This window comes from Mycobacterium sp. (assembly GCF_049647605.1).
Lineage (GTDB): Bacteria > Actinomycetota > Actinomycetes > Mycobacteriales > Mycobacteriaceae > Mycobacterium.
Genome location: NZ_JBARXZ010000118.1, coordinates 1 through 21852, shown reverse-complemented (window position 1 = coordinate 21852; position 21852 = coordinate 1). Strand labels below are relative to the sequence as shown.

16 protein-coding genes are annotated in these 21852 nt (G+C 66.1%); 8 read left to right on the top strand and 8 right to left on the bottom strand.

The features are described from left to right. Positions 1–1025: 1025 nt before the first annotated feature. On the top strand, positions 1026–5624 hold the full coding sequence (gene gltB, locus WBB07_RS15155; RefSeq protein WP_526309057.1) for a glutamate synthase large subunit: 4599 nt from the start codon (positions 1026–1028) through the stop codon (positions 5622–5624). Then, the gene (gene gltD / locus WBB07_RS15150) at positions 5617–7086 is read left to right on the top strand and encodes a glutamate synthase small subunit (RefSeq protein ID WP_526309051.1); all 1470 of its coding nucleotides are present in this window, start codon (positions 5617–5619) and stop codon (positions 7084–7086) included. Before gltB ends, gltD begins: the two co-directional genes overlap by 8 nt. A 369-nt stretch (positions 7087–7455) precedes the next feature. Here the strand turns inward: gltD and WBB07_RS15145 are convergent, their stop codons facing one another. Next, positions 7456–8307 carry an LLM class F420-dependent oxidoreductase gene (locus WBB07_RS15145; RefSeq protein ID WP_526309049.1) on the bottom strand — a complete coding sequence of 284 codons (852 nt, stop codon included), beginning with the start codon at positions 8305–8307 and terminating at the stop codon, positions 7456–7458. A 59-nt stretch (positions 8308–8366) separates the two neighbouring features. Between WBB07_RS15145 and WBB07_RS15140 the strand changes: the two genes are divergently transcribed. Continuing rightward, positions 8367–9371, top strand: coding sequence for a PHP domain-containing protein (locus WBB07_RS15140; RefSeq protein ID WP_526309047.1), 1005 nt, complete (start codon positions 8367–8369; stop codon positions 9369–9371). Here the strand turns inward: WBB07_RS15140 and WBB07_RS15135 are convergent. The 5 genes from WBB07_RS15135 to WBB07_RS15115 form a co-directional block, all read right to left on the bottom strand. Continuing rightward, positions 9368–10747 carry a DUF222 domain-containing protein gene (locus tag WBB07_RS15135; protein WP_526309045.1) on the bottom strand — a complete coding sequence of 460 codons (1380 nt, stop codon included), beginning with the start codon at positions 10745–10747 and terminating at the stop codon, positions 9368–9370. The two genes, WBB07_RS15140 and WBB07_RS15135, sit on opposite strands and share 4 nt — an antisense overlap. A 183-nt stretch (positions 10748–10930) precedes the next feature. Continuing rightward, positions 10931–12067, bottom strand: coding sequence for a hypothetical protein (locus tag WBB07_RS15130; RefSeq protein ID WP_526309055.1), 1137 nt, complete (start codon positions 12065–12067; stop codon positions 10931–10933). Positions 12068–12088: 21 nt separating this feature from the next. Further along, complete coding sequence (locus WBB07_RS15125) at positions 12089–13240, bottom strand: hypothetical protein (protein WP_526309043.1); 1152 nt, start codon at positions 13238–13240, stop codon at positions 12089–12091. Beyond that, a complete protein-coding gene (locus WBB07_RS15120; RefSeq protein WP_526309041.1) occupies positions 13237–14388 on the bottom strand; it encodes a hypothetical protein in 1152 nt (383 codons plus the stop codon). Before WBB07_RS15120 ends, WBB07_RS15125 begins: the two co-directional genes overlap by 4 nt. Beyond that, on the bottom strand, positions 14388–15629 hold the full coding sequence (locus WBB07_RS15115) for a metal-dependent hydrolase family protein (protein ID WP_526309053.1): 1242 nt from the start codon (positions 15627–15629) through the stop codon (positions 14388–14390). Before WBB07_RS15115 ends, WBB07_RS15120 begins: the two co-directional genes overlap by 1 nt. 58 nt (positions 15630–15687) lie before the next feature. On the opposite strand from WBB07_RS15115, the gene dop reads away from it, so the two are divergent. From dop to prcA, 4 genes are all read left to right on the top strand, one after another. After that, positions 15688–17184, top strand: coding sequence for a depupylase/deamidase Dop (dop, locus tag WBB07_RS15110; RefSeq protein WP_526309039.1), 1497 nt, complete (start codon positions 15688–15690; stop codon positions 17182–17184). A 77-nt stretch (positions 17185–17261) separates the two neighbouring features. Next, positions 17262–17456 (top strand): ubiquitin-like protein Pup, encoded by a 195-nt coding sequence (locus WBB07_RS15105; RefSeq protein ID WP_070351488.1) that lies wholly within the window; start codon positions 17262–17264, stop codon positions 17454–17456. After that, entirely contained in the window at positions 17453–18322 is an 870-nt protein-coding gene (gene prcB / locus WBB07_RS15100; protein ID WP_526309037.1) for a proteasome subunit beta, read from the top strand. Before WBB07_RS15105 ends, prcB begins: the two co-directional genes overlap by 4 nt. Further along, on the top strand, positions 18319–19035 hold the full coding sequence (gene prcA / locus WBB07_RS15095) for a proteasome subunit alpha (protein WP_526309035.1): 717 nt from the start codon (positions 18319–18321) through the stop codon (positions 19033–19035). Before prcB ends, prcA begins: the two co-directional genes overlap by 4 nt. Here prcA and WBB07_RS15090 read toward each other — a convergent pair whose 3' ends face one another. After that, the gene (locus tag WBB07_RS15090) at positions 19036–19776 is read right to left on the bottom strand and encodes an SDR family NAD(P)-dependent oxidoreductase (RefSeq protein ID WP_526309033.1); all 741 of its coding nucleotides are present in this window, start codon (positions 19774–19776) and stop codon (positions 19036–19038) included. Positions 19777–19828: 52 nt separating this feature from the next. Between WBB07_RS15090 and WBB07_RS15085 the strand changes: the two genes are divergently transcribed. Continuing rightward, the gene (locus WBB07_RS15085; RefSeq protein WP_526309031.1) at positions 19829–20380 is read left to right on the top strand and encodes a TetR/AcrR family transcriptional regulator; all 552 of its coding nucleotides are present in this window, start codon (positions 19829–19831) and stop codon (positions 20378–20380) included. A gap of 10 nt (positions 20381–20390) precedes the next feature. On the opposite strand, the gene WBB07_RS15080 is transcribed toward WBB07_RS15085, so the two are convergent. Beyond that, the coding region (locus WBB07_RS15080) for an alpha/beta hydrolase (RefSeq protein WP_526309029.1) at positions 20391–21852 on the bottom strand (1462 nt) is incomplete at its 5' end.

Genomic DNA, 21852 nt, shown 5'->3' with positions numbered 1-21852 from the left:
ACTGCGGGGGCTGTGGCGGCCGCTGCGGGCCGCGGGGTGCTGGGGGGCGCTGCGGGGGCGGGCCGAACGCAGGTGCTGGTCGCGGGGAACCCGATCTCCCGTCGTCACCACGCTCACGCGGGGTGTTGTCGCGCTCCGTCACTCCCTGCCTCCTCGTGATGGACGGTTGTCGGTCCAGTATCGGGCATGGGTCGCGGCCGGGACGGACTGCCGCCGGATCGTTCTCCGATCGGTGTAGTGCACAGGTAGCCGACTACGCGTGCGGGGGTGGGGCGGGTCGGGAGACAGTGGTGACCTCGGCGCCGGTACGCGATCCGGTGGTCCAGATCGAGGGGGCGGGCCACCGTGCACAGCCGAGACCGTGGTCGGCATACGCATGCCCATGAGGGGAGACCACGGTCTCGGCGACCCGCGGTGTGGCACAGAGGTTTCTAAGAATCACGCTAATACTTGCGTAACCACCCCGTTGCTGCGTATTCCGTTGTGAAGACGCCACTTCGCCCATTTCTCGACGGTCAGAGGCGTCAGTGGCTGCGGAATCCGCAGTCTGTGAACCGAGTCTGCCGTGCCAGCTAATTAATTAAGTGATTGGTGTGGCCGGTGCGAGCCCGTGGTTCGGCGGGCAGCGCCGCATCGCGACTGCGAAAGCGACACGCGGACAGCGTTGTTCAGGATCGAGATACTGGGAGGTGAGGAAATCCGCCAAATCGCCCGCAAACAATAGTTAGGGTCGGCTAAGTTGGCGCGTTGTGCCATGTTTGGCATATCGTTTTACGACTTTGTCATGACCCGGTAAAGAGTCACCGTTCAGCGCTGCACGGAAGCCGCGGGTCTCAGAGGGCAAAATGAAGACAACGCATGCGGACCGAACTTGAAGGCCGGACCACGGGGGCGCAGCCCGCATCCCACGCGGTCGAGAAGCGGCAGCGTAGCCACGGCAGCCAAGTGCAACGCATCTACCCGATGCCCATCTTCATACGAACGTCGATCTTCATACGAAGGGTCAGGTGGAACCACCGGTGGCAATGGGACCCGGCGGGATGTACAACCCCGCATACGAGCACGATTCCTGTGGTGTGGCGATGGTCGCCGACATGCACGGCCGCCGCAGCCGCGACATCGTCGACAAGGCGATCACCGCGCTGCTGAACCTGGAACACCGCGGCGCCCAGGGTGCCGAACCCAACACCGGTGACGGCGCCGGCATCCTCATCCAGGTCCCCCACGAGTTCCTGAGTGCCAGCTTGAAAGAAAATGGGGCCTTCGAGCTACCGGAACCCGGGCACTACGCCACCGGCATCGCCTTCCTGCCACAGTCGGCCAAAGACGCCGCGCGGGCGTGCGAGGCGGTCGAGAAGATCGTCGAAGCCGAGGGCCTCAAAGTGCTGGGCTGGCGTTCGGTACCCACCGACGACTCCTCGCTGGGCGCGCTGGCTCGCGATGCCATGCCCACCTTCCGGCAGCTGTTCATCTCCGGTGAATCCGGGATGGAACTGGAGCGCCGCGCCTACGTGATCCGCAAACGTGCCGAACACGAACTGGGCAGCAAGGGGCCGGGCCAGGACGGCCCCGGCCGCGAGACCGTGTACTTCCCGAGCCTGTCCGGCAACACCCTGGTCTACAAGGGCATGCTCACCACCCCCCAGCTCAAGGCGTTCTACCTGGACCTACAGGACCAGCGGATGACCAGCGCCCTGGGCATCGTGCACTCGCGCTTCTCCACCAACACCTTTCCGTCGTGGCCGCTGGCGCACCCGTTCCGGATGGTCGCCCACAACGGTGAGATCAACACCGTCACCGGCAACGAGAACTGGATGCGGGCCCGTGAGGCGCTGATCCACACCGACGTCTTCGGCTATCACAATGATTTGAACAAGATCTTCCCGGTCTGTACGCCAGGCGCCTCGGACACCGCGCGGTTCGACGAAGTACTCGAACTGCTCTATCTCGGTGGCCGCAGCGTCGCCCATTCCATGCTGATGATGATCCCCGAGGCCTGGGAACACCACGAGTCGATGGACCCGGCCCGCCGGGCGTTCTACCAGTACCACGCCTCGCTGATGGAGCCGTGGGACGGCCCGGCCTCGGTGTGCTTCACCGACGGCACGGTCATCGGGGCGGTACTGGACCGCAACGGTCTGCGCCCGTCGCGCATCTGGGTCACCGACGACGGTCTGGTGGTCCTGGCATCCGAGGCCGGCGTGCTCGATCTGGAGCCGTCGAAGGTGGTCCGCAAGCTGCGGCTGCAGCCGGGCCGGATGTTCCTGGTCGACACCGCCCAGGGCCGCATCGTCTCCGACGAAGAGGTCAAGGCCGAACTGGCCGCCGAGCAGCCGTACCAGGAATGGCTCGATGCCGGCCTGTTCCACGTCGACGACCTGCCCCAAGGCAACTACGTCCGGATGCCCCACCACCGGGTGGTGCTGCGCCAGCAGGTGTTCGGCTACACCTACGAAGAGCTGAACCTCCTGGTGGCGCCGATGGCGCGCACCGGAGCCGAAGCGCTGGGCTCCATGGGCACCGACACCCCGATCGCGGTGTTGTCGCAGCGGCCGCGGATGCTCTACGACTACTTCCAGCAGTTGTTCGCCCAGGTGACCAACCCGCCGCTGGACGCCATCCGCGAAGAGGTGGTGACCAGCCTGCAGGGTGTCATCGGCCCCGAAGGCGACCTGCTGAACCCCGACCAGGATTCCTGCCGCCAGATCGTGCTGCCGCAGCCCATCCTGCGTAACGCCGAACTGGCCAAACTGATAAACGTCGACCCCGATCACGAGGTCCGCGGCCGTAAACACGGTATGCGTGCCGCCGTGGTCAGCTGCCTCTACCCTGTCGCCGACGGTGGCGCCGGGCTGCGTCGGGCGTTGGAGGATGTCCGTAAGAAGGTCTCCCAGGCCATTCGCAACGGCGCCCGCATCATCGTGCTGAGTGACCGGGAATCCAACGAGTGGCTGGCCCCCATCCCGTCGCTGCTGTCGGTGGCCGCCGTGCATCACCACCTGGTCCGGGAACGCACCCGCACCCAGGTGGGCCTGGTGGTGGAATCCGGTGATGCCCGCGAGGTGCACCACATGGCGATGCTGTGCGGCTTCGGTGCCGCCGCCATCAACCCCTACATGGCCTTCGAGTCCATCGAGGACATGATCGACCGTGGCATCATCACCGGGCTGACGAGCGACAAGGCCAAGGCCAACTATGTCAAGGCCGCCGGCAAGGGAGTGCTGAAGGTGATGTCCAAGATGGGCATCTCCACCCTGGCGTCCTATACCGGGGCCCAGCTGTTCCAGGCCGTCGGGCTCAACCAGCGGGTGCTCAACGAGTACTTCACCGGATTGCACTGTCCCACCGGCGGTATCGACCTCGAAGACATCGCCGCCGATGTGGCGACCCGCCACGAGCTGGCCTTCCTGGACCGTCCCGACGAGCGGGCGCACCGCGAGCTCGAGGTCGGCGGCGAATACCAGTGGCGCCGCGAGGGCGAGTACCACCTGTTCAACCCCGACACGGTGTTCAAGTTGCAGCACTCCACCCGCACCGGGCAGTACTCGGTGTTCAAGGAGTACACCCAGCTGGTCGATGACCAGAGCGAACGGATGGCCTCGCTGCGTGGCCTGCTGAAGTTCAAAGATGGTGAACGGCAGCCGATTCCGATCGACGAGGTGGAGCCCGCCAGCGAGATCGTGAAGCGCTTCTCCACCGGCGCCATGAGCTACGGCTCGATCTCCGCCGAGGCTCACGAGACCCTGGCCATCGCGATGAACCGCCTCGGTGCCCGGTCCAACTCCGGCGAGGGCGGCGAGGACGTCGCGCGCTTCGAGGCCGACCCGAACGGCGACTGGCGCCGCAGTGCCATCAAGCAGGTGGCCTCCGGTCGCTTCGGTGTCACCAGCCACTACCTGAGCAACTGCACCGATATCCAGATCAAGATGGCCCAGGGCGCCAAACCTGGTGAGGGTGGCCAGCTTCCGGGTCACAAGGTCTACCCGTGGGTGGCCGAGGTGCGGCACTCCACCCCGGGTGTCGGACTGATCTCCCCGCCGCCGCATCACGACATCTACTCGATCGAGGACCTGGCGCAGCTGATCCACGATCTGAAGAACGCCAACCCGCAGGCGCGGGTGCACGTGAAACTGGTGTCGGAAAACGGTGTCGGCACCGTGGCCGCGGGTGTGTCGAAAGCGCACGCCGACGTGGTGCTGATCTCCGGGCACGACGGCGGCACCGGCGCCACGCCGCTGACCTCGCAGAAGCATGCCGGAGCGCCGTGGGAGCTGGGCCTGGCCGAGACCCAGCAGACGTTGCTGCTCAACGGTCTTCGTGACCGGATCGTGGTGCAGGTCGACGGCCAGCTCAAGACCGGCCGAGACGTGATGATCGCGACCCTGCTCGGTGCCGAGGAGTTCGGCTTCGCCACCGCGCCGCTGGTGGTGTCGGGCTGCATCATGATGCGGGTCTGTCACCTCGACACCTGCCCGGTCGGGGTGGCGACGCAGAACCCGGTGCTACGCCAGCGCTTCAACGGCAAGCCCGAATTCGTCGAGAACTTCTTCATGTTCATCGCCGAAGAGGTCCGGGAACTGATGGCGCAGTTGGGCTTCCGCACCATCAACGAAGCCGTCGGCCAGGTGTCCGCCTTGGACACCACCAAGGCCGCCGAGCACTGGAGGGCACACAAGCTGGACCTGTCGCCGGTGCTGCACGAACCCGAGTCGGCCTTCATGAACCAGGACCTGTACTGCAGCTCGGGTCAGGACCACGGCCTGGACAAGGCGCTGGACCAGCAGCTGATCGTGCAGTGCCGCGAGGCGCTGGACTCGCAGACGCCGGTCCGCTTCTCCACCACCATCACCAACGTCAACCGGACGGTCGGCACCATGCTGGGCCACGAGGTCACCAAGGCCTACGGTGCCAACGGGCTGCCGGACGGCACCATCGACATCACGTTCACCGGATCCGCCGGCAACAGTTTCGGTGCCTTTGTCCCCAAGGGCATCACCTTGCGGGTCTACGGAGACGCCAACGACTATGTGGGCAAGGGACTTTCGGGTGGACGGCTGGTGGTCCGCCCGCCGGACGGTGTGCCCGCCGGGTACGCCGCCGAGGAAAACATCATCGGCGGCAACGTGATCCTGTTCGGCGCCACCAGCGGCCAGGCGTTCCTGCGCGGCGTGGTGGGAGAGCGGTTTGCGGTGCGTAACTCAGGAGCGCACGCCGTCGTCGAAGGTGTGGGCGACCACGGCTGCGAATACATGACCGGCGGCCGCGTGGTCATCCTCGGCCAGACGGGCCGCAACTTCGCAGCCGGTATGTCCGGTGGTGTCGCCTTCGTGTACGACCCGGCCGGGGAACTGGCCGACAACCTCAACGGCGAGATGGTAGAACTCGACGCCTTCGACGACACCGATCGTCAATGGCTGCACGACATGATCGTCGCGCACGTCGACGCCACCGATTCGGCTGTCGGCCAGCGTGTGCTGGCTGACTGGCAGGCAGAGCAGGAGAAGTTCGTGAAGGTGATGCCACGCGATTACAAGCGGGTTCTTCAGGCGATAGCAGAGGCCGAGCAGGCCGGCCTGGACAAAGAGCAGGTCTCCGAGGCGATCATGGCGGCCTCGAATGGGTGACCCGAGCGGCTTCCTGAAGCACACCGTCCGCGAAACCCCGACGCGCCGGCCGGTGCCGCTGCGCCTCAAGGACTGGAAAGAGGTCTACGAGGAGTTCTCCCACGACTCCCTGCAGGTGCAGGCGTCGCGGTGTATGGACTGCGGGATCCCGTTCTGCCACAACGGTTGTCCGCTGGGGAACTTGATCCCCGAGTGGAATGACCTGGTGTTCCGTGGGCGGTGGCGCGATGCGAGCGAACGGCTGCACGCCACCAACAACTTCCCGGAGTTCACCGGCAGGCTGTGCCCGGCACCCTGTGAGGCCTCCTGCGTGCTCGGCATCAACCAGGATCCCGTCACGATCAAGCAGGTCGAGGTCGAGATCATCGACAACGCGTTCGGTGAGGGCTGGGTGACCCCGTTGCCCCCGGAGACGTTGACGGGCAAGACGGTCGCCGTCGTCGGCTCCGGCCCGGCGGGCCTGGCCGCCGCCCAGCAGCTGACCCGAGCCGGTCACCAGGTGACGGTGTTCGAGCGCGCCGACAGGATCGGTGGCCTGCTGCGCTACGGCATCCCCGAATTCAAGATGGAAAAGCGCCACATCGACCGGCGTCTGGAGCAGATGGAGGCCGAGGGCACGCAGTTCCGTGCCGGGGTCAACGTCGGTGTGGACGTGACGGTCGAGCAACTGCAGAACGACTTCGACGCGGTGGTGCTGGCCGGCGGAGCGACCGCGTGGCGGGATCTGCCGGTCCCGGGCCGGGAGCTCAACGGCATCCATCAGGCGATGGAGTTCCTGCCGTGGGCCAACCGCGTCCAGAACGGCGACCCCGTCGTCGACGAAGACGGCCAGCCGCCCATCACCGCCAAGGGCAAGAAGGTGGTCATCATCGGCGGTGGCGACACCGGCGCCGACTGCCTGGGCACCTCGCACCGCCAGGGCGCGGCCAGCGTCCACCAGTTCGAGATCATGCCCCGGCCGCCGCAGGAGCGCGCCGGATCCACCCCGTGGCCCACCTACCCTCTGATGTTCCGGGTGTCCTCGGCGCACGAGGAAGGCGGCGAACGGGTGTTCTCGGTCAACACCGAGGCATTCATCGGCGATGACAACGGCAATGTGCGCGCGCTCAAGGTGCACGAGGTCGAGATGAAGGCGGGTCGCTTCGAGAAGGTGGACGGTTCGGACTTCGAACTCGAGGCCGACATCGTGTTCCTGGCGATGGGGTTTGTCGGACCGCAGAAGGAAGGCCTGCTGGCTGACCTCGGGGTCGAGCTCACCGATCGTGGCAATGTCATGCGTAGCGACGACTTCCAGACCTCGGTCCCCGGTGTGTTTGTCGCCGGCGACATGGGCCGCGGCCAGTCCCTGATCGTGTGGGCCATCGCCGAGGGCCGGGCCGCCGCCGCGGGGGTGGACAAATTCCTGGTCGGTGAGTCGGCGTTGCCATCACCGATCAAGCCGACGGCGGCGCCGCAGCGCTAGGTCACAGTCGGCACGCACGCCGCGGGAGAATCTGCAGATGATCCCGCGGCGCGGCTGCCGATGTTTGCCAAGTCACGGGTATGTCGTGGTTTTCCGGCGGGTGCTGCGGTAGGGTGGTCCCCGGTCCAGCTATTCCCGATCGCAGGAGTGATAGCGGTGAATCACAATCCGATAGCCCGATCACGGGTGGGACGAATCGCCTGGTCACTGTTCCGGCACCCACTCAAAAGCCGAGAATTCCCGGCCAAGCGCGAGCGCTTGGCGACTGCCGACGAACTCCTGCGTTACCAGTTCTAGCGGGGTAGGCGCGGCCGCCACGCCGGAGATCGCGTCAGCAGGTCGTCAAATTTGCTCTATGTTATCGAATTGTTATCCGTCGGAGAGGCCGGAGTCCCGGATCGCCTCTGCCAATGGCTCCAGGATCCGCGGGTCATACGGCGGCGGCAGATAGATGATCCCGAGATCGAGCCCCTCCGCGTCCAGCGCGGCGGCCTCGGCCATGAGCTTCGGGTAGTCCCGGTCCTCGGTCAGCCGCAGATGCGCCGACAGCATGATCTCGTTCGGGTCGCGACCGATATCGGCGCAGTGTGACGCCAGCACCGCACGTTTGCGGGCAAACTCCTCGGGCGGACCGCCGACATAATTCCAGTGCTGGGCGTACTTGGCGGTGATCTTGAGGGTGCGCTTCTCGCCACTGCCGCCGATGCAGATCGGCGGATGCGGTTGTTGTGGACCTTTGGGCTCGTTGCGGGCCTTTGTCAGCTGGTAGAACTTGCCGTCGAAATCGGTGGTCTCCTGGCTGAGCAAACTCGTCAACACCGCACAGGCTTCTTCGAAACGATCGAAGCGCTCCTTGATGGTGCCGAGCTCGATGCCGTAGGCGCCCGACTCCTCTTCGTTCCAGCCGGCGCCGATGCCGAGCTCGAGGCGGCCGTTGGACACGATGTCGAGGGCCGAGGCCATATTGGCCAGGACCGCGGGATGACGGTAGTGAATGCCGGTGACGAGCACCCCGACCCGCAACCGTGTGGTGGCCTGCGCCAGCGCGGTGAGGGTGATCCAACCCTCCAGGCACGGACCGGCAGGGTCGGAGAAGATCGGGTAGAAGTGGTCGAAGGTCCACCCCGACTCGAAGACGTCGATCGGGTCGGCTGTCTGCCAAATGCTCAGCATCTCGGCCCATGTGGTGTTCTGCGGCGAGGTTTTGAAAGCGAATCGCATTTTTGCGAGAGTAGCCCGCATTCATGGATGTTGCCGGGGAGCCGCGGCAGACTGATCTCATGGACCCGGTGGCCGCGCTACGTGAGATCGCGTTCTACAAGGACCGGGCCCGCGAGGAATCGCGGCGGGTGATGGCCTACCGCAATGCGGCCGACGTCATCGAGAAGCTCAGCCCGCAGGAGCGGGACCGGCACGGCAAGGCCAACAGCTGGCAGTCACTACCGGGGATCGGACCCAAGACCGCCGCGGTGATAGCCCAGGCATGGGCGGGCCAGGAACCAGCCACCCTCACCGAATTACGAGCGGTGGCAGTTGATCTCGGCGGCGGAGAGATCCGCGCGGCACTCCGGGGTGATCTACACCTGCACTCGAACTGGTCGGATGGCTCGGCGCCGATCGGCGAAATGATGGCCACCGCGCTGCGGCTGGGGCACGAGTACTGCGCGTTGACCGACCACTCCCCGCGGTTGACGGTGGCCAACGGTCTCACCGCGGACCGGCTGCGTCGCCAACTCGACGTCATCGACGAGCTGCGCGACCGGTTCTCCCCGATGCGGATCCTCACCGGGATCGAAGTCGACATCCTCGACGACGGCACCCTGGATCAGGAGCCAGAACTCCTGGAACGTCTCGACATCGTGGTCGCCAGTGTTCATTCGAAACTGAAGATGGATGCGCCGGCGATGACCCGACGGATGGTCCGGGCCGTCTCGTCGGGGCAGGCCGATGTGCTCGGACACTGCACGGGACGGTTGGTGACCGGTGGCCGCGGCACCCGGCCCGAATCACAGTTCGACGCGGAGAAGGTGTTCACCGCCTGCCGGGAGAGCAATACCGCTGTGGAGATCAATTCCCGCCCGGAGCGGCGGGATCCGCCGACCCGGCTGCTGCAACTGGCGCTTGACCTCGGGTGTCACTTCTCGATCGACACCGATGCACATGCACCCGGGCAACTGGACTTCCTCGGCTACGGCGCGCAGCGGGCCCTGGACAACAACGTTCCGGTTGACAGGATCATCAACACTTGGCCGGTGGACACGCTGCTGGAATGGGTGCAGAGCTAGTCATCCCTGGCCGGGTTGGTTGGTGGTGGTTGTGGTTGGAAGGGTTGGTACCACCACCAGTTGGCGTGTTCGCCGGTGGGTCCGGGACAGGGTGCAACGTTGGGTGGGGGTGTGGTCGGGGGTCGGGCCAAGGAACCGGATTCAAGCTTTCGGCCCGACGCGTCGGTGACCACCAGGTGTTCGGCGGGTCCGGTCAGATTGATGCCGCCGCGGTGATGCAGCCGGTGGTGGAACGGGCACACCAACACCAGATTCGACAGGTCGGTGGGTCCGCCGTCTTCCCAGTGCTGCAGGTGATGGGCATGCAACCCGCGGGTAGCCCCACAGCCGGGAACCACACAGCAGCGGTCTCGATATTCGAGGGCGCGGCGCAGCCGACGGCTGATGGTGCGGGTTTCCCGCCCGGCCCCGATGGGTTGGCCAGCGCGTTCGAACCACACCTCGCAGGTGGCATCACAGGTCAAATATTGTCGGTCCTCGTCGGTGAGCACGGGACCCAGATGCAGGGCCCCGATCCGTTTCTCGACATCAAGATGCACGACGACGGTAGTGCGCTGCCCATGAGGTCGAGCAGCCACATCGGTGTCCCAGCCCGCCTGGATCAGGCTGATGAACCCGTCCACCGGGTTCGGGAACGGTGGGGTGGTCTCCGACGGCCCGTCAGGATGGTTGCGTTTCCACTCGGCCACAAGCGCGTCCTGGTGGGACGCCAGGGCGGCGTCGAAGGTGGCCGCTTCATCGTGGGGCAGGGTGATATGCCAGGTCGTGGAATCCTCATCACAGGTCTTACTGATCGACCGCGCCGGTTCCAGACGAGGCTCGGGTACGGCGTCAGGTTGCGGTGTGGGTTCCGGCTCAGATTCCGACTCGGCTGCAGGGTCGGCGTCGGCGTCAGGCTCGGCGTCGGGTCCGGTTCCGGGTTCAGGTGCCGGGTCGGCGTCAAGTTGGGGGCGGGGTTCCATTTTGAGGGCGGTGCGTAGTTGGTTGACGGTGGCACTGACCGCCAGTTCGGCGTAGTGGGCATCGGAACCGGTGCCGGCGTGTTCGGCGATGACCCCAACCTGATCCAGCGACACCCGACCTTCCCGCATGCCGGCCGTACATCGGGGGAACTCCTCGGCCCGCTGCGCCACGGTAGTGAGTGTTTTGGCGTGGGCGGGAGACACCCCGAGCTTCCAGGCCACCAACCCCGCCACCGTCCGGGCTCCGGTGCCACCCCCGAGTCCATCGCGGTCGATCTCGGCGATGATGTCCACGATCTGGCCGTCGAGCGCATTGCGCTGTCCGGTCAACTCCGCCAACTCGTCGAACAACACCTCCAGCCGCTCACCGGGACGCTTCCCAGCCTCAGCCAAAGATGTTGCAGTGGAAGACATAACCCCATCAAAGCAGACAGGTCCGACAAAAAACGGGCCTCAAAAGGCAGCCATGTCGGTGACGATTTTCTCGGCGTTGGTATGCCCTTCTTGGCGAACCTGGCGCTGGCTCTGTATTCCGCGGCTTCGAGCGACTTTGAGGGTGAGCGACACTGAACACTGCGGGCCGAGAATGCAGGCTGCTCAGCCGCGTTCCATCTCCAGATACGCATCCCGCCCGGCCAGACTGACGGCCACATCGCTGATCAGCGGTTCGAAAAACCGCTGCCGGTACAGTGGATCCACCGATGTGCTCACGGTGAAGTACAGCCCGGACAGCACCGCGACGAACAACGAGGTGTGCACCAGCGTCTGCGGAATCGGGATGTGAATACCGAACCAAGTTCCCGCGCAGGGGGGTTCGCCGACCGGGCAGCTCTCCTCGGAGGACCAGAGCACCGTCACGTCGAAGGGGATGGCGATGATGCCCAGTCCCAGGAAGAACGCGAAGACCCCGGCAGTGAAGAACACCACCTGCACAGCCTGGGACACCACCATCACCGCCACCACGTTGAGGTGTTCGGCAACCGACAGCGGAGTGCGGACGGCCCGCCCGGAAACGGCGGCGAACGGGGTGCCGGCCAGCAGGGCGGCCGGGTCGGATTGCCCAGACCGGTCCGCGCGTAGCTCGCGTACCTCGTCGCGAATGGTGGTGACCATGAACAGGATCGCGACGATAGCCAGGAATCCGATGGTCTGCCAGAGCCTTTCACGTGTCATCCGAGCCGACAGCTGCCACAGCTCGCCGGTGAAGTACACCACCACGGTCAGCATCAGCACCGGCAGCGCCCGGCTCATCAGATTGCCCAGGGCGCTCACCTGTGTGGAGGCGAATCGAAACGCCCACAGGGCAATCGAGCCGAACCCCAGATAGGTCAGCCAGATGATCACCAGGGTCGCCGCCAAGAATGCCGGGACCTCGGCGATCGCCTCGGCCGACCAGCCCTCCACGGCCAGCGGCGTGACCACCACGAACATGGCCATCACCAGCAGCGCAGCGCTGCGCCGGCCGGCCTCGGAGGTGGTGGTGTCGATCTGGTGCAACACGTTGAGCACAAAAGGGGCCGCGATCAGCAGCACCGCGATGGCGCCCAATCGCGCGATGTAGCCGTAGTCGGGATCGTCGTTGGTGAGGTCGGCGAGCAGCACCATTACCGCCGTCAACGCACCGACCCCGGCTACCGCTGGGGCGGACCGTTCGATCAACGCATGGGAGCGCACCCGCCGGGTCAGCACCAGCGGCAGGCCTCGGTGCAGGAACCAGTCGTGCACGTGCTGCATGTCGGACACGGGCAGATTGTGTCAGTTGCCCGCGGTGAATGTCCGGTACCGGTCGCGGGCCACCATCGTCAGCCGCACATCGTTGAGCAGCGGGTCCAGGAATCGGGTTCGTTGATCGGCATCGCCGACGGCCTTGGCGCTCATGTACATGAACGTCAACGCGCACAGGAACAACGTGATCTGGATCAGGGCGTCGGGCACCGGGATCGTCATACCGAGGAGTTGGCCGTCGGCGGACCCGTCGTGCGTCCACGCCTCCAGCAGTTCCGGGCTGAGCAGGATCATGCCCAGGACAAAAAAGATCAGCGCCGTGACGATCGCCACCGTCGCCACCTGGACGATCTGGGTGAGGGCAACCACAAACACGACGTTGGTGCGTTCGGCGCGCGACAGCGGTACCCGCCGCGGCCGATCGGGCATGTCCTCGAACGGGGTGCCCACCAGCCGGTCGGCATCCTCGGGTTTCTTGGCATCGGGATCCAGGCTGGGCCGCACCCGGTCCAGGGTGCTCGACACCAGGAACACCGCGGCGACTGCAAACATCAGAATGAGCGCAGTCCACAGCCGGGCCCGGCTGATGGTCGCGGCCATCAACCAGACATACGAGTTGAAGAACACCAACACCGTCAGCAGCACCACGGGCAGTGCCCGCATGAACAGCGATCCCATCGAGGCCAGGTTGCCCAGCGTCATCCGGACCGACCAGGCCATGATGGCGCCGGCTCCCGTTGCAGTACAGACCAGGATGGTCAGGACCACCACCAGGTCGATGGTCAGGTTGATGGGTTGGTGGGCGCTGATCCCGCCCAGGGCGGCGCCGGCGACGATGATCCCCAGCGACACCGTCGATACGACGCTGCGCTGTCGGCGATTCAGCCGTGACACCAGCCATCCCACCGCTGTTGCCACCGGTAGCACCAGCAGCAGTAATCCGATCACAAACCATTCGCTACGGGTCGGGGTGCCGTCGATGTCGATGGTGTGTTGGCCGGTAACCGCCACCACCAGCGCCGAGTTGGCCATGATCACGGCAAAGGCGGTCAGTGCCGGCGCCGACCGGGACCAGACCCGGCTGATCAACGCTCCGGGGCGCAGCACGGCGGGCAGTCCCTGACTCAGAAACCAGTGTTCGGCGGCCGTTCGTTCGGCAGCCGTGTGTTCGGTGGGCGTCACTGCCGGCCTCCGAAGGCGGCCCGGTAGCGGCTGCGTGCCACCAGGGTCAGGCGTAAGTCGTCGACAAGGGGATCGAGGTACTCCGAACGATATTCACCGTCGCCAACCGATCGGGCGCTGACATACATGAAGGTCAACGCCGTCAAGAACATCGAGACATGAATCAGCGCCTGCGGAATCGGCAATGTCATCGAAAACATCGTTCCCTGGTCGGACCCGCCGAATGTCCAGGTGTCCACCAGGTCCGGGGCGAGCGCGATGAGTCCCATCACCAGGAAGATACTGCCGGTCACGACGGCGACCGTGGCGATCTGCAACACCTGGGAAGCCAGCAGCACAAACACCACATTGACCCGTTCGCCCCGGCTGGGTGGATCCGCGCGTACCGGGTCGGGAAGGTCGGCAAACGGGGTGTCTTCCAGCCGTTGCGGATCGGTGTCCCGGACGGCGGTCGACGTCAGGATCGGGCGCACCCGTTCGAGAAGGCCGGTGGACAGGAACGTGATCGAGATCAGCGTCATGAAGCCCACCATGAACCACATCCGGTCGCGGCTGACGGTGGCTGCCATCGCCCACACATAGCCATTGAAGAACACCAGGACAGTCAGCAGTACAACGGGAAGTGCCCGGGCAAAAAGGGCGCCCACCGAGCTGATCCGGTTGAGGGTCAAGCGGATTCCCCAGCCGATCACCGCACCCACGCCCAGCCCGTTGCCCACCAGTACCAGGCCGATCAGCACTGCGGTGCCGACCAGATCTACCACCACCCCGACGGCGTGCGGTGCGGTCACATCGGTCAGTACACACAGGGCGACGGCGACGCCCGCCGCGATGATCCGATCCCGATCCGGGCCGAGGCGCGAGACCAGTTTGGCCGCCACGAGCATGGCCGGCCCGGCGGCGAGAAGTAAGCCGATGATGACCCACTCGGCGGTGGTGGGATCGCCGTCGATGTTCACTCGGCTGCCACCGTTGACCAGGGTGATGATGCGGCCGGTGCACAGCAGGGTGGCCAGGGCCGCCAGCGCGGGCGCCGACCGTGGCAGCAGTCGGCGCCACCGGGCGCGAGCCGTCAGCACCGAGGGCAGACCGCGCCGCAGAAACCATTTCTCGGCAGCGAGATGCGCTGCTGTTTCAGCGGTCGACATCAGGCGGGAACGGTGAATCCGCCGCGGTTGCCGGCTGCATGGCCACCCTTGATCACCAGCAGGATGTTCTCCGGGTCGCCGACCGAATCGATGTCGGCGAGCGGATCACCCTGCACCACAACAAGGTCGGCAAGCTTGCCGGCGGAGACCGTGCCGAGCTGATCTGCCACCCCGCAGAGTTCGGCCGAGCTGCGGGTGCCCGCGACGATCGCCTGCATGGGGGTGAGCCCGCCGAACCGCACCAACAGGCCGAGTTCTTTGAGATTGGTCCCATGGTCAGGACTGAGCCCGGCGTCGGTGCCGACGGCGATCCGCACCCCTGCGGCCGCCGAGGCTTGGATCGAATCATGGGCCATGGCATGCCATTTGGCGCTCTTTGCGGCGCCTTGGGGGGAGGCGGAGACCGGCGTCATCGTCTCCAACAGGGTGGGAACCAGGAATGTGCCTTGCGTGACCATCTGGGCGCGCAGCTCGTCGTCGAGTTCGTACCCGTGTTCGATGCTGTGCACCCCGGCCTCGACGGCGGCCCGGATGCCCGGGTAGCCGATGGCGTGGGCCGCCACCGGCCGCCCGCCGTAGTCCTGGCCCTCTTCCACGATCGCGGCGATCATGTCGCGTCGCATCCCCAGCCACGACGGATCGTCGTTGGGGGAGGACACCCCGCCGCTGGAGGCCACTTTGATGACGTCGGCGCCCGCCCGGATCAGCTCCCGCGCGCGGGTTCGCGCGGCGTCGACCGAATCCACCAGCTTCGCCCCGATCAGTGGCCCCAGATCCAGACCCGAGGGCAGATGGAAGTCGGCGTGCCCCGAGGTCTGGCTCAGCATGTTGATCGCGACCTGCAGTCGGGGTCCCTCGATGAGTCCGTCGGCCACCGCCTCGCGGACGCCGGCATCGATTCCCATCAGGTCCCTGGCCGAGGTCACCCCGTTGTGCAGGGTGACCCGAAGCCGTTCGAGCAGCCGGAACTGTTCGTACGACGGCGGCTTGAGGGCGTGTTCGAGCGGTGAGCCGGAGCTGCCGGGCAGGGTGAAGTGCACATGGCAGTCGAAAAAGCCCGGGCACACCGTATGGCCGGCCAGATCCACCCGGGCGACGGTGGTGGCCGGGTCGGCCACGAAGTCGGCTTCCGCGCCCGCCCAGCCGATCTTTCCGTTCTCGATCAGCACCGCGGCCTGCGGTACCGGATCCGAGCCGGTCCCGTCGATCAGCGTGGTGTTGTGCAGCAGGTAAGCGTTCATGGTGGCCATTACTGCACCACAGATTTGCCCGACATGACCGGCACCTTAGGCTGGTGCCATGCAAAGGATCATCGGAACCGAGGTCGAATACGGTATTTCCTCGCCTTCCGATCCGACCGCAAATCCGATCCTCACCTCCACTCAGGCGGTGCTGGCGTATGCGGCCGCGGCGGGAATCCAGCGGGCCAAGCGCACGCGCTGGGACTACGAAGTGGAGTCCCCGCTGCGGGACGCCCGCGGGTTCGACCTGAGCCGGGTGTCAGGGCCACCGCCGGTGGTCGATGCCGACGAGGTCGGCGCCGCCAACATGATCCTCACCAACGGCGCCCGGCTGTACGTCGACCACGCCCACCCCGAGTACTCCGCGCCCGAGGTCACCGATCCGCTGGACGCGGTGATCTGGGACAAGGCGGGGGAGCGGGTGATGGAAGCCGCCGCGCGCCACGTCGCATCGGTTCCCGGCGCGGCGAAGCTGCAGCTCTACAAGAACAATGTCGACGGCAAGGGTGCTTCGTACGGCACCCACGAGAACTACCTGATGAGCCGCCAGACACCGTTCTCCGCCGTGATCGCCGGCTTCACCCCCTTCCTGGTCTCCCGGCAGGTGGTCACCGGATCGGGCCGGGTCGGCATCGGCCCCTCCGGAGACGAACCCGGTTTCCAGCTCTCCCAGCGCGCTGACTACATCGAGGTCGAGGTCGGCCTGGAGACCACTCTGAAGCGGGGCATCATCAACACCCGCGACGAACCGCATGCCGACGCCGACAAATACCGTCGGCTGCACGTCATCATCGGTGACGCCAATCTGGCCGAGACCTCGACCTATCTGAAGGTGGGCACCGCCAGCCTGGTGCTCGACCTGATCGAGGAAGGTGTGGATCTCTCCGACCTGGCGCTGGCCCGGCCGGTACACGCCGTGCACGTCGTCAGCCGGGACCCGTCGCTGCGCGCCACCGTGGCGCTTGCCGACGGCCGTGAGCTGACAGCCCTAGCACTACAACGTATCTATCTGGACCGGGTGGCCAAGCTGGTCGACAGCCGCGATCCGGATCCCCGCGCATCGCATGTGGTGGAGACCTGGGCCAATGTGCTGGACCTGCTGGAACGCGATCCGATGGAGTGTGCCGACCTGCTGGACTGGCCGGCCAAGCTGCGCCTTCTGGAAGGGTTCCGCAACCGCGAGAACCTGTCGTGGTCGGCGCCGCGGCTGCACCTGGTCGACCTGCAGTACTCCGATGTGCGCCTCGACAAGGGGCTCTACAACCGATTGGTGGCCCGGGGCTCGATGCAGCGGCTGGTCACCGAACAGCAGGTGATCGACGCCGTGGACAACCCGCCCACCGATACCAGGGCGTACTTCCGCGGGGAGTGCCTGCGCCGGTTCGGTGCCGATATTGCGGCGGCGAGCTGGGATTCGGTGATCTTCGATCTGGGCGGTGACGCACTGGTGCGGATTCCGACGCTGGAGCCGCTGCGCGGCAGCAAAGCCCACGTCGGTGCCCTGCTGGACTCGGTGGACAGCGCCGCCGAGCTGGTCGAGCAGCTCACGAATTGATCTCAGGGTGATCGGCGATCCCCGGTAATTCCGTGCCTGACCGGTACTGTGGAGGAACCAAGCAAGAGGAGGCAGCGATGGCTCAGGAGCAAACCAAGCGCGGCGGTGGCGGTGGCGACGACGACGATGTCACCGGCAGCACGGCCGCGGGCCAGGAGCGTCGCGAGAAGCTGACGGAGGAGACCGACGACCTGCTGGACGAGATCGACGACGTCCTGGAGGAGAACGCCGAGGACTTCGTGCGGGCATACGTCCAAAAGGGTGGCCAGTGACCTGGCAGTTCCCCGACCGTCTGACCCCTAGTTCACTCACTTCGAATCTGTCGTCCTTTTCTGACCATCTGCAGCGTGAGGCTCCGCATCTGCTCCCGACGGTGGGTGCTCAACCCATCGGCAGTGGTGCCGATCTGCCGCACGGCACCACCATCGTTGCGCTCAAGTACCCCGGTGGGGTGCTGATCGCCGGTGATCGCCGCGCCACGCAGGGGAACATGATCGCCAGTCGCGACGTGCAGAAGGTGTACATCACCGACGACTACACAGCCACCGGCATCGCGGGCACCGCGGCCATCGCAGTGGAGTTCGCCCGGCTCTATGCCGTCGAGCTCGAGCATTACGAGAAGCTCGAAGGCGTGGCCCTGACGTTCCCCGGCAAGGTGAACCGGCTGGCCACCATGGTGCGGGGCAATCTTGGTGCCGCGCTGCAAGGTTTTGTCGCCCTGCCACTGCTGGTCGGCTACGACCTCGACGATCCGGACCCCACCGGTGCGGGTCGCATCGTGTCGTTCGACGCTGCCGGCGGACACAACTTCGAAGAAGAGGGCTACCAATCGGTGGGCTCGGGCTCGCTGTTTGCACGATCGTCGATGAAGAAGCTGTACTCGCGCGTCACCGATGCCGATACGGCGTTGCGGGTGGCCATCGAAGCGCTCTACGACGCCGCCGACGACGATTCCGCCACCGGTGGCCCGGATCTGGTGCGCGGGATCTATCCCACCGCCGTCACTATCGGTGCCGAGGGCGCTCAGGAGATTGCCAAGACGCGGATCGCCGAACTGGCCCGAGACGTGATCGCAAGTCGCTCGCGCACTGACACTTTCGGCCCAGACGCCGGCGAAGCCCCGCGGAGTGATTCATGAGTTTCCCGTATTTCATCTCGCCTGAGCAGGCGATGCGTGAGCGCAGCGAGCTGGCCCGCAAAGGCATCGCACGTGGTCGCAGTGTGGTGGTACTGGCCTACGCCGACGGCGTGGTGTTCGTCGCCGAGAACCCGTCGCGGTCCTTGCAGAAGGTCAGCGAGCTCTATGACCGCGTCGGCTTCGCCGCCGTCGGCCGGTTCAACGAGTTCAACAACCTGCGCAGTGGTGGGATCCGCTTCGCCGACACCCAGGGTTACGCGTATTCGCGTCGCGACGTCACCGGCCGCCAGTTGGCCAACGTGTATGCCCAGACCCTCGGCACCATCTTCACCGAGCAGGCCAAACCCTACGAGGTCGAATTGTGCGTGGCCGAGGTCGCGCACTACGGCGAGACCAAGCCCCCTGAGCTGTACCGGATCACCTATGACGGATCGATCGCCGACGAACCGCATTTTGTCGTGATGGGTGGCACCACGGAGCCGATCGCGACTGCGCTCAAGGAGTCGTACACCGAGAACGCGAGCCTGGGTGACGCGGTGAACATCGCCGTCAGTGCCCTGCAGTCCGGCGGTGCCAACGGTGAGCAGCGCACGTTGCAAGCCTCGACGCTCGAAGTCGCGATCCTGGACGCCAACCGCCCCCGGCGGGCATTCCGCCGCATCACCGGGGACGCATTGGAAGCGCTTCTGCCGCAGGCTGAATCGGCCGAGTGATCACTCGTTAGTCGGTGCCGGCACCACCGCTTCGGCGGAGGTGCGTTCGGTGAACAACCGCCAGGCGGTGTCGGCCAGATCGTCGGGGTTCAGGGTGGTGTTGGCGCCCGGGGTGGTGTTGGCGCCCGGGGTGGCGTTGACGATGCGTTGTATGTCGCTACCCTCGATGATCCCGCCGATGGTGACGGTGCCGGCATAAACGCCTTCGGCTGCCAGAGCAGAGTGCAGCGTCAGCGCGTAGTTGCGTACTGCGGCACAGGTGATGGTCAGGCCGCCGAGTTCAGGCATCGGTGTCACTGCGCTGAGGCCACCTGCGAACAGCAGCCCGCCGGACTTGCGTGCCCTTAGTTCGGGGAGTAGCAGTGATGCGAAATCTATTGCTTGAAATGCCAATTCAAGAGAGCGTCGGGCTTGAGGGGCGTCCAGGTCGACGATGTTGCCCGGTGGAGCGCTGATGGCTGCGGGTCCGAAGTAACCGACATCGATGCGTCCGAAGTGAGCGCGGACCACCGAGATCGCGCCGCGCAGTGCTGTCGGGTCGGCGGCATCGGCGGTGGTGGCGAACGCGTCAACACCTGCTGTGGTCAGGGATTTCAGGTAGCTGGGATGGCGGTCTGGGCTGCGGGAGATCAACGCCACCCGATAACCCTCAGTGCCAAAACGATGGGCGATGGACAAGCCGAGCCCGGGCCCGGCGCCCAGAACGACGAGGACGGGATCATCCGAATAAGTTGAGGTCATACTCAACTTATAGCACAAGTTGAGGCGCGTCTCGATTTAGTAGGCTGCATAGGTGCCCCCTCGCCGCGCCGATGCCGTGCGCAACCGTGATCGACTTGTTGCGGCCGCCGCCGAGGTGTTCGGCACTCGGGGTGTAGATGCTCCTCTGGAAGACATCGCCCGGCATGCGGGGGTGAGCATCGGGACGCTGTACAACCACTTTCCCAACCGGGGGGCTCTCTTGGATGCGGCGTTGCCGGACTGGGGGGCCATGATCGACCGCCTCGCCGAAGCGGCACTGGCGGATGCGGACCCATGGCGGGGTTTTGCGGATTTCATGGTGGCCATGTTCGAGGTCCAGGCGAGGGACCGGGCGATCAACGACGCCATCGCGCGTCGCCCCGTGGGTTCGGTCGATGTCGCCTCCGAATGCGGCCGAACCGGATCGGGCTTGCACGCCGTTCTGGAACGAGCGCACCGGGAGGGCGTGGTGCGTAACGACTTTTGTGCCGACGACCTCGCCGTCCTGGTCGCAGCGATGGCGCAGGTGATTGCGCACGCTGATGGCGACGACATGCGGTGGCGGCGGCATCTGGCCTTTGTCCTGGACGGAATCCATTCCTAGCGCGGCAGATTCATTCCGCGACCTCGAGTGCGGACCACTCACCGGTGATCACGGCCAGGATGTTGTGCCAGGCGTCGGACGGTTCGTTGAGCACCGCGCTGTGCGCCGCCGGGCCGGCCATCAGGCTGCCGTCGAGCCGGCGGCCGGTGTCGAGCCGGATCACCCCGGGCATGGTGTCGGGGTCGGCGCCATGCGGGCTGATCGGCAGTCCCTGCACCGCCTCGATCCAGTCTCCCGGCGCCGTCATCGAGAACCGCACGACATCGGCGTTGCGGTTGTGCCAGTCGCCGGGGTCGTCGACCCCCACCCCGGATCCGGCGGCGGCGACATAGACGATCCGATCCGCCGACAATCCGAGCTGTTCGGCGGTCCCCAGGATCGAGCCGCCGTAGGAGTGTCCGAGATAGGTCACCGGGATCTGGCGCCCGGTGGCGGCGATCGCCCGGTCGACATCCTCGCTGAACGCCGCCAGGCGCGGCGCCATTGCCAACGCGTAGGTGGGTTTTCCGGCATCGATCACCCCCGCGGCCAGCGACCCCGTCGGGAACGGCCCGCCCAGGTAGGTGAGCATGGCGACAGCTCCGCCGCCGGCGGCGACAAAACGGCGCGAGGTCTCGGAATCGGCTGCCGAATCGGCGACGGTGGTGTTCAACCCGGGGACCAGGACGCCGACCCCGGTGGCTGTGCTGAGATCACCGGTGAGCTCGACAAACGACGACCGGGACGGATCGAAGGCGACGATCTGTCGAGCCACGGGAGCATCGGTTCGAGTGGTGGGATCGGGGACCTCGGCCAACAGTCCTTCGTAGAACTCGATGTGGGCGTTGGCCTCTCGATCGTGGGCGGCCACCACTGCGGCCCGGACCGTGGGGTCGGCGTGCGCAGCCAGCCACAGCCGATCGACGTTGCCGGTGTGGAGACCCAGTCCGGCGGCAAACGCTCGACGGATCTTGTCCTCCTCGGGCATGTCCACGACGGCACGTTGCGCCAGGAGTGCGTCGGCGATGTTGATGCGGTTGGCCTCCAAGCGCATCGACCAGGGAACTCCATCAGTGTTGCCGACCGCCAGCGGCGCGCCCGTGACGAGCCGGCGGCGCTCCTCGGCCGGCATGGCGGCGAGTTGTGCGGCGATCCGGTCCTGGCTCATCGACGGCCAGGCGGCGACCAGCTCCCGCGGGGTCAGCGACCAGGAGCCGGCCGGTGACGTGCGGGCCGGCCCGATGCGGTCCGGGTCGAATGCGGCGGAGATGTCATTTGCCGTCTCCGCGTCGGCGGCACCGAGCCGATCCAGGGCCGTCGTCAGCTCGGCCGTGAGTTCCGTTGTGCGCCCGGCCATCATCATGCGGGCGGTGGCCTCGTCGCCGCCGCACAGCACCCGAACCAGCTCGGGGATGGTCGGCGGCGTGGTCACCGCGCCGTTCTCGGCCACCACATACCCGAGCTCCTCGGCATCGGTGACGATTGCGTGGACC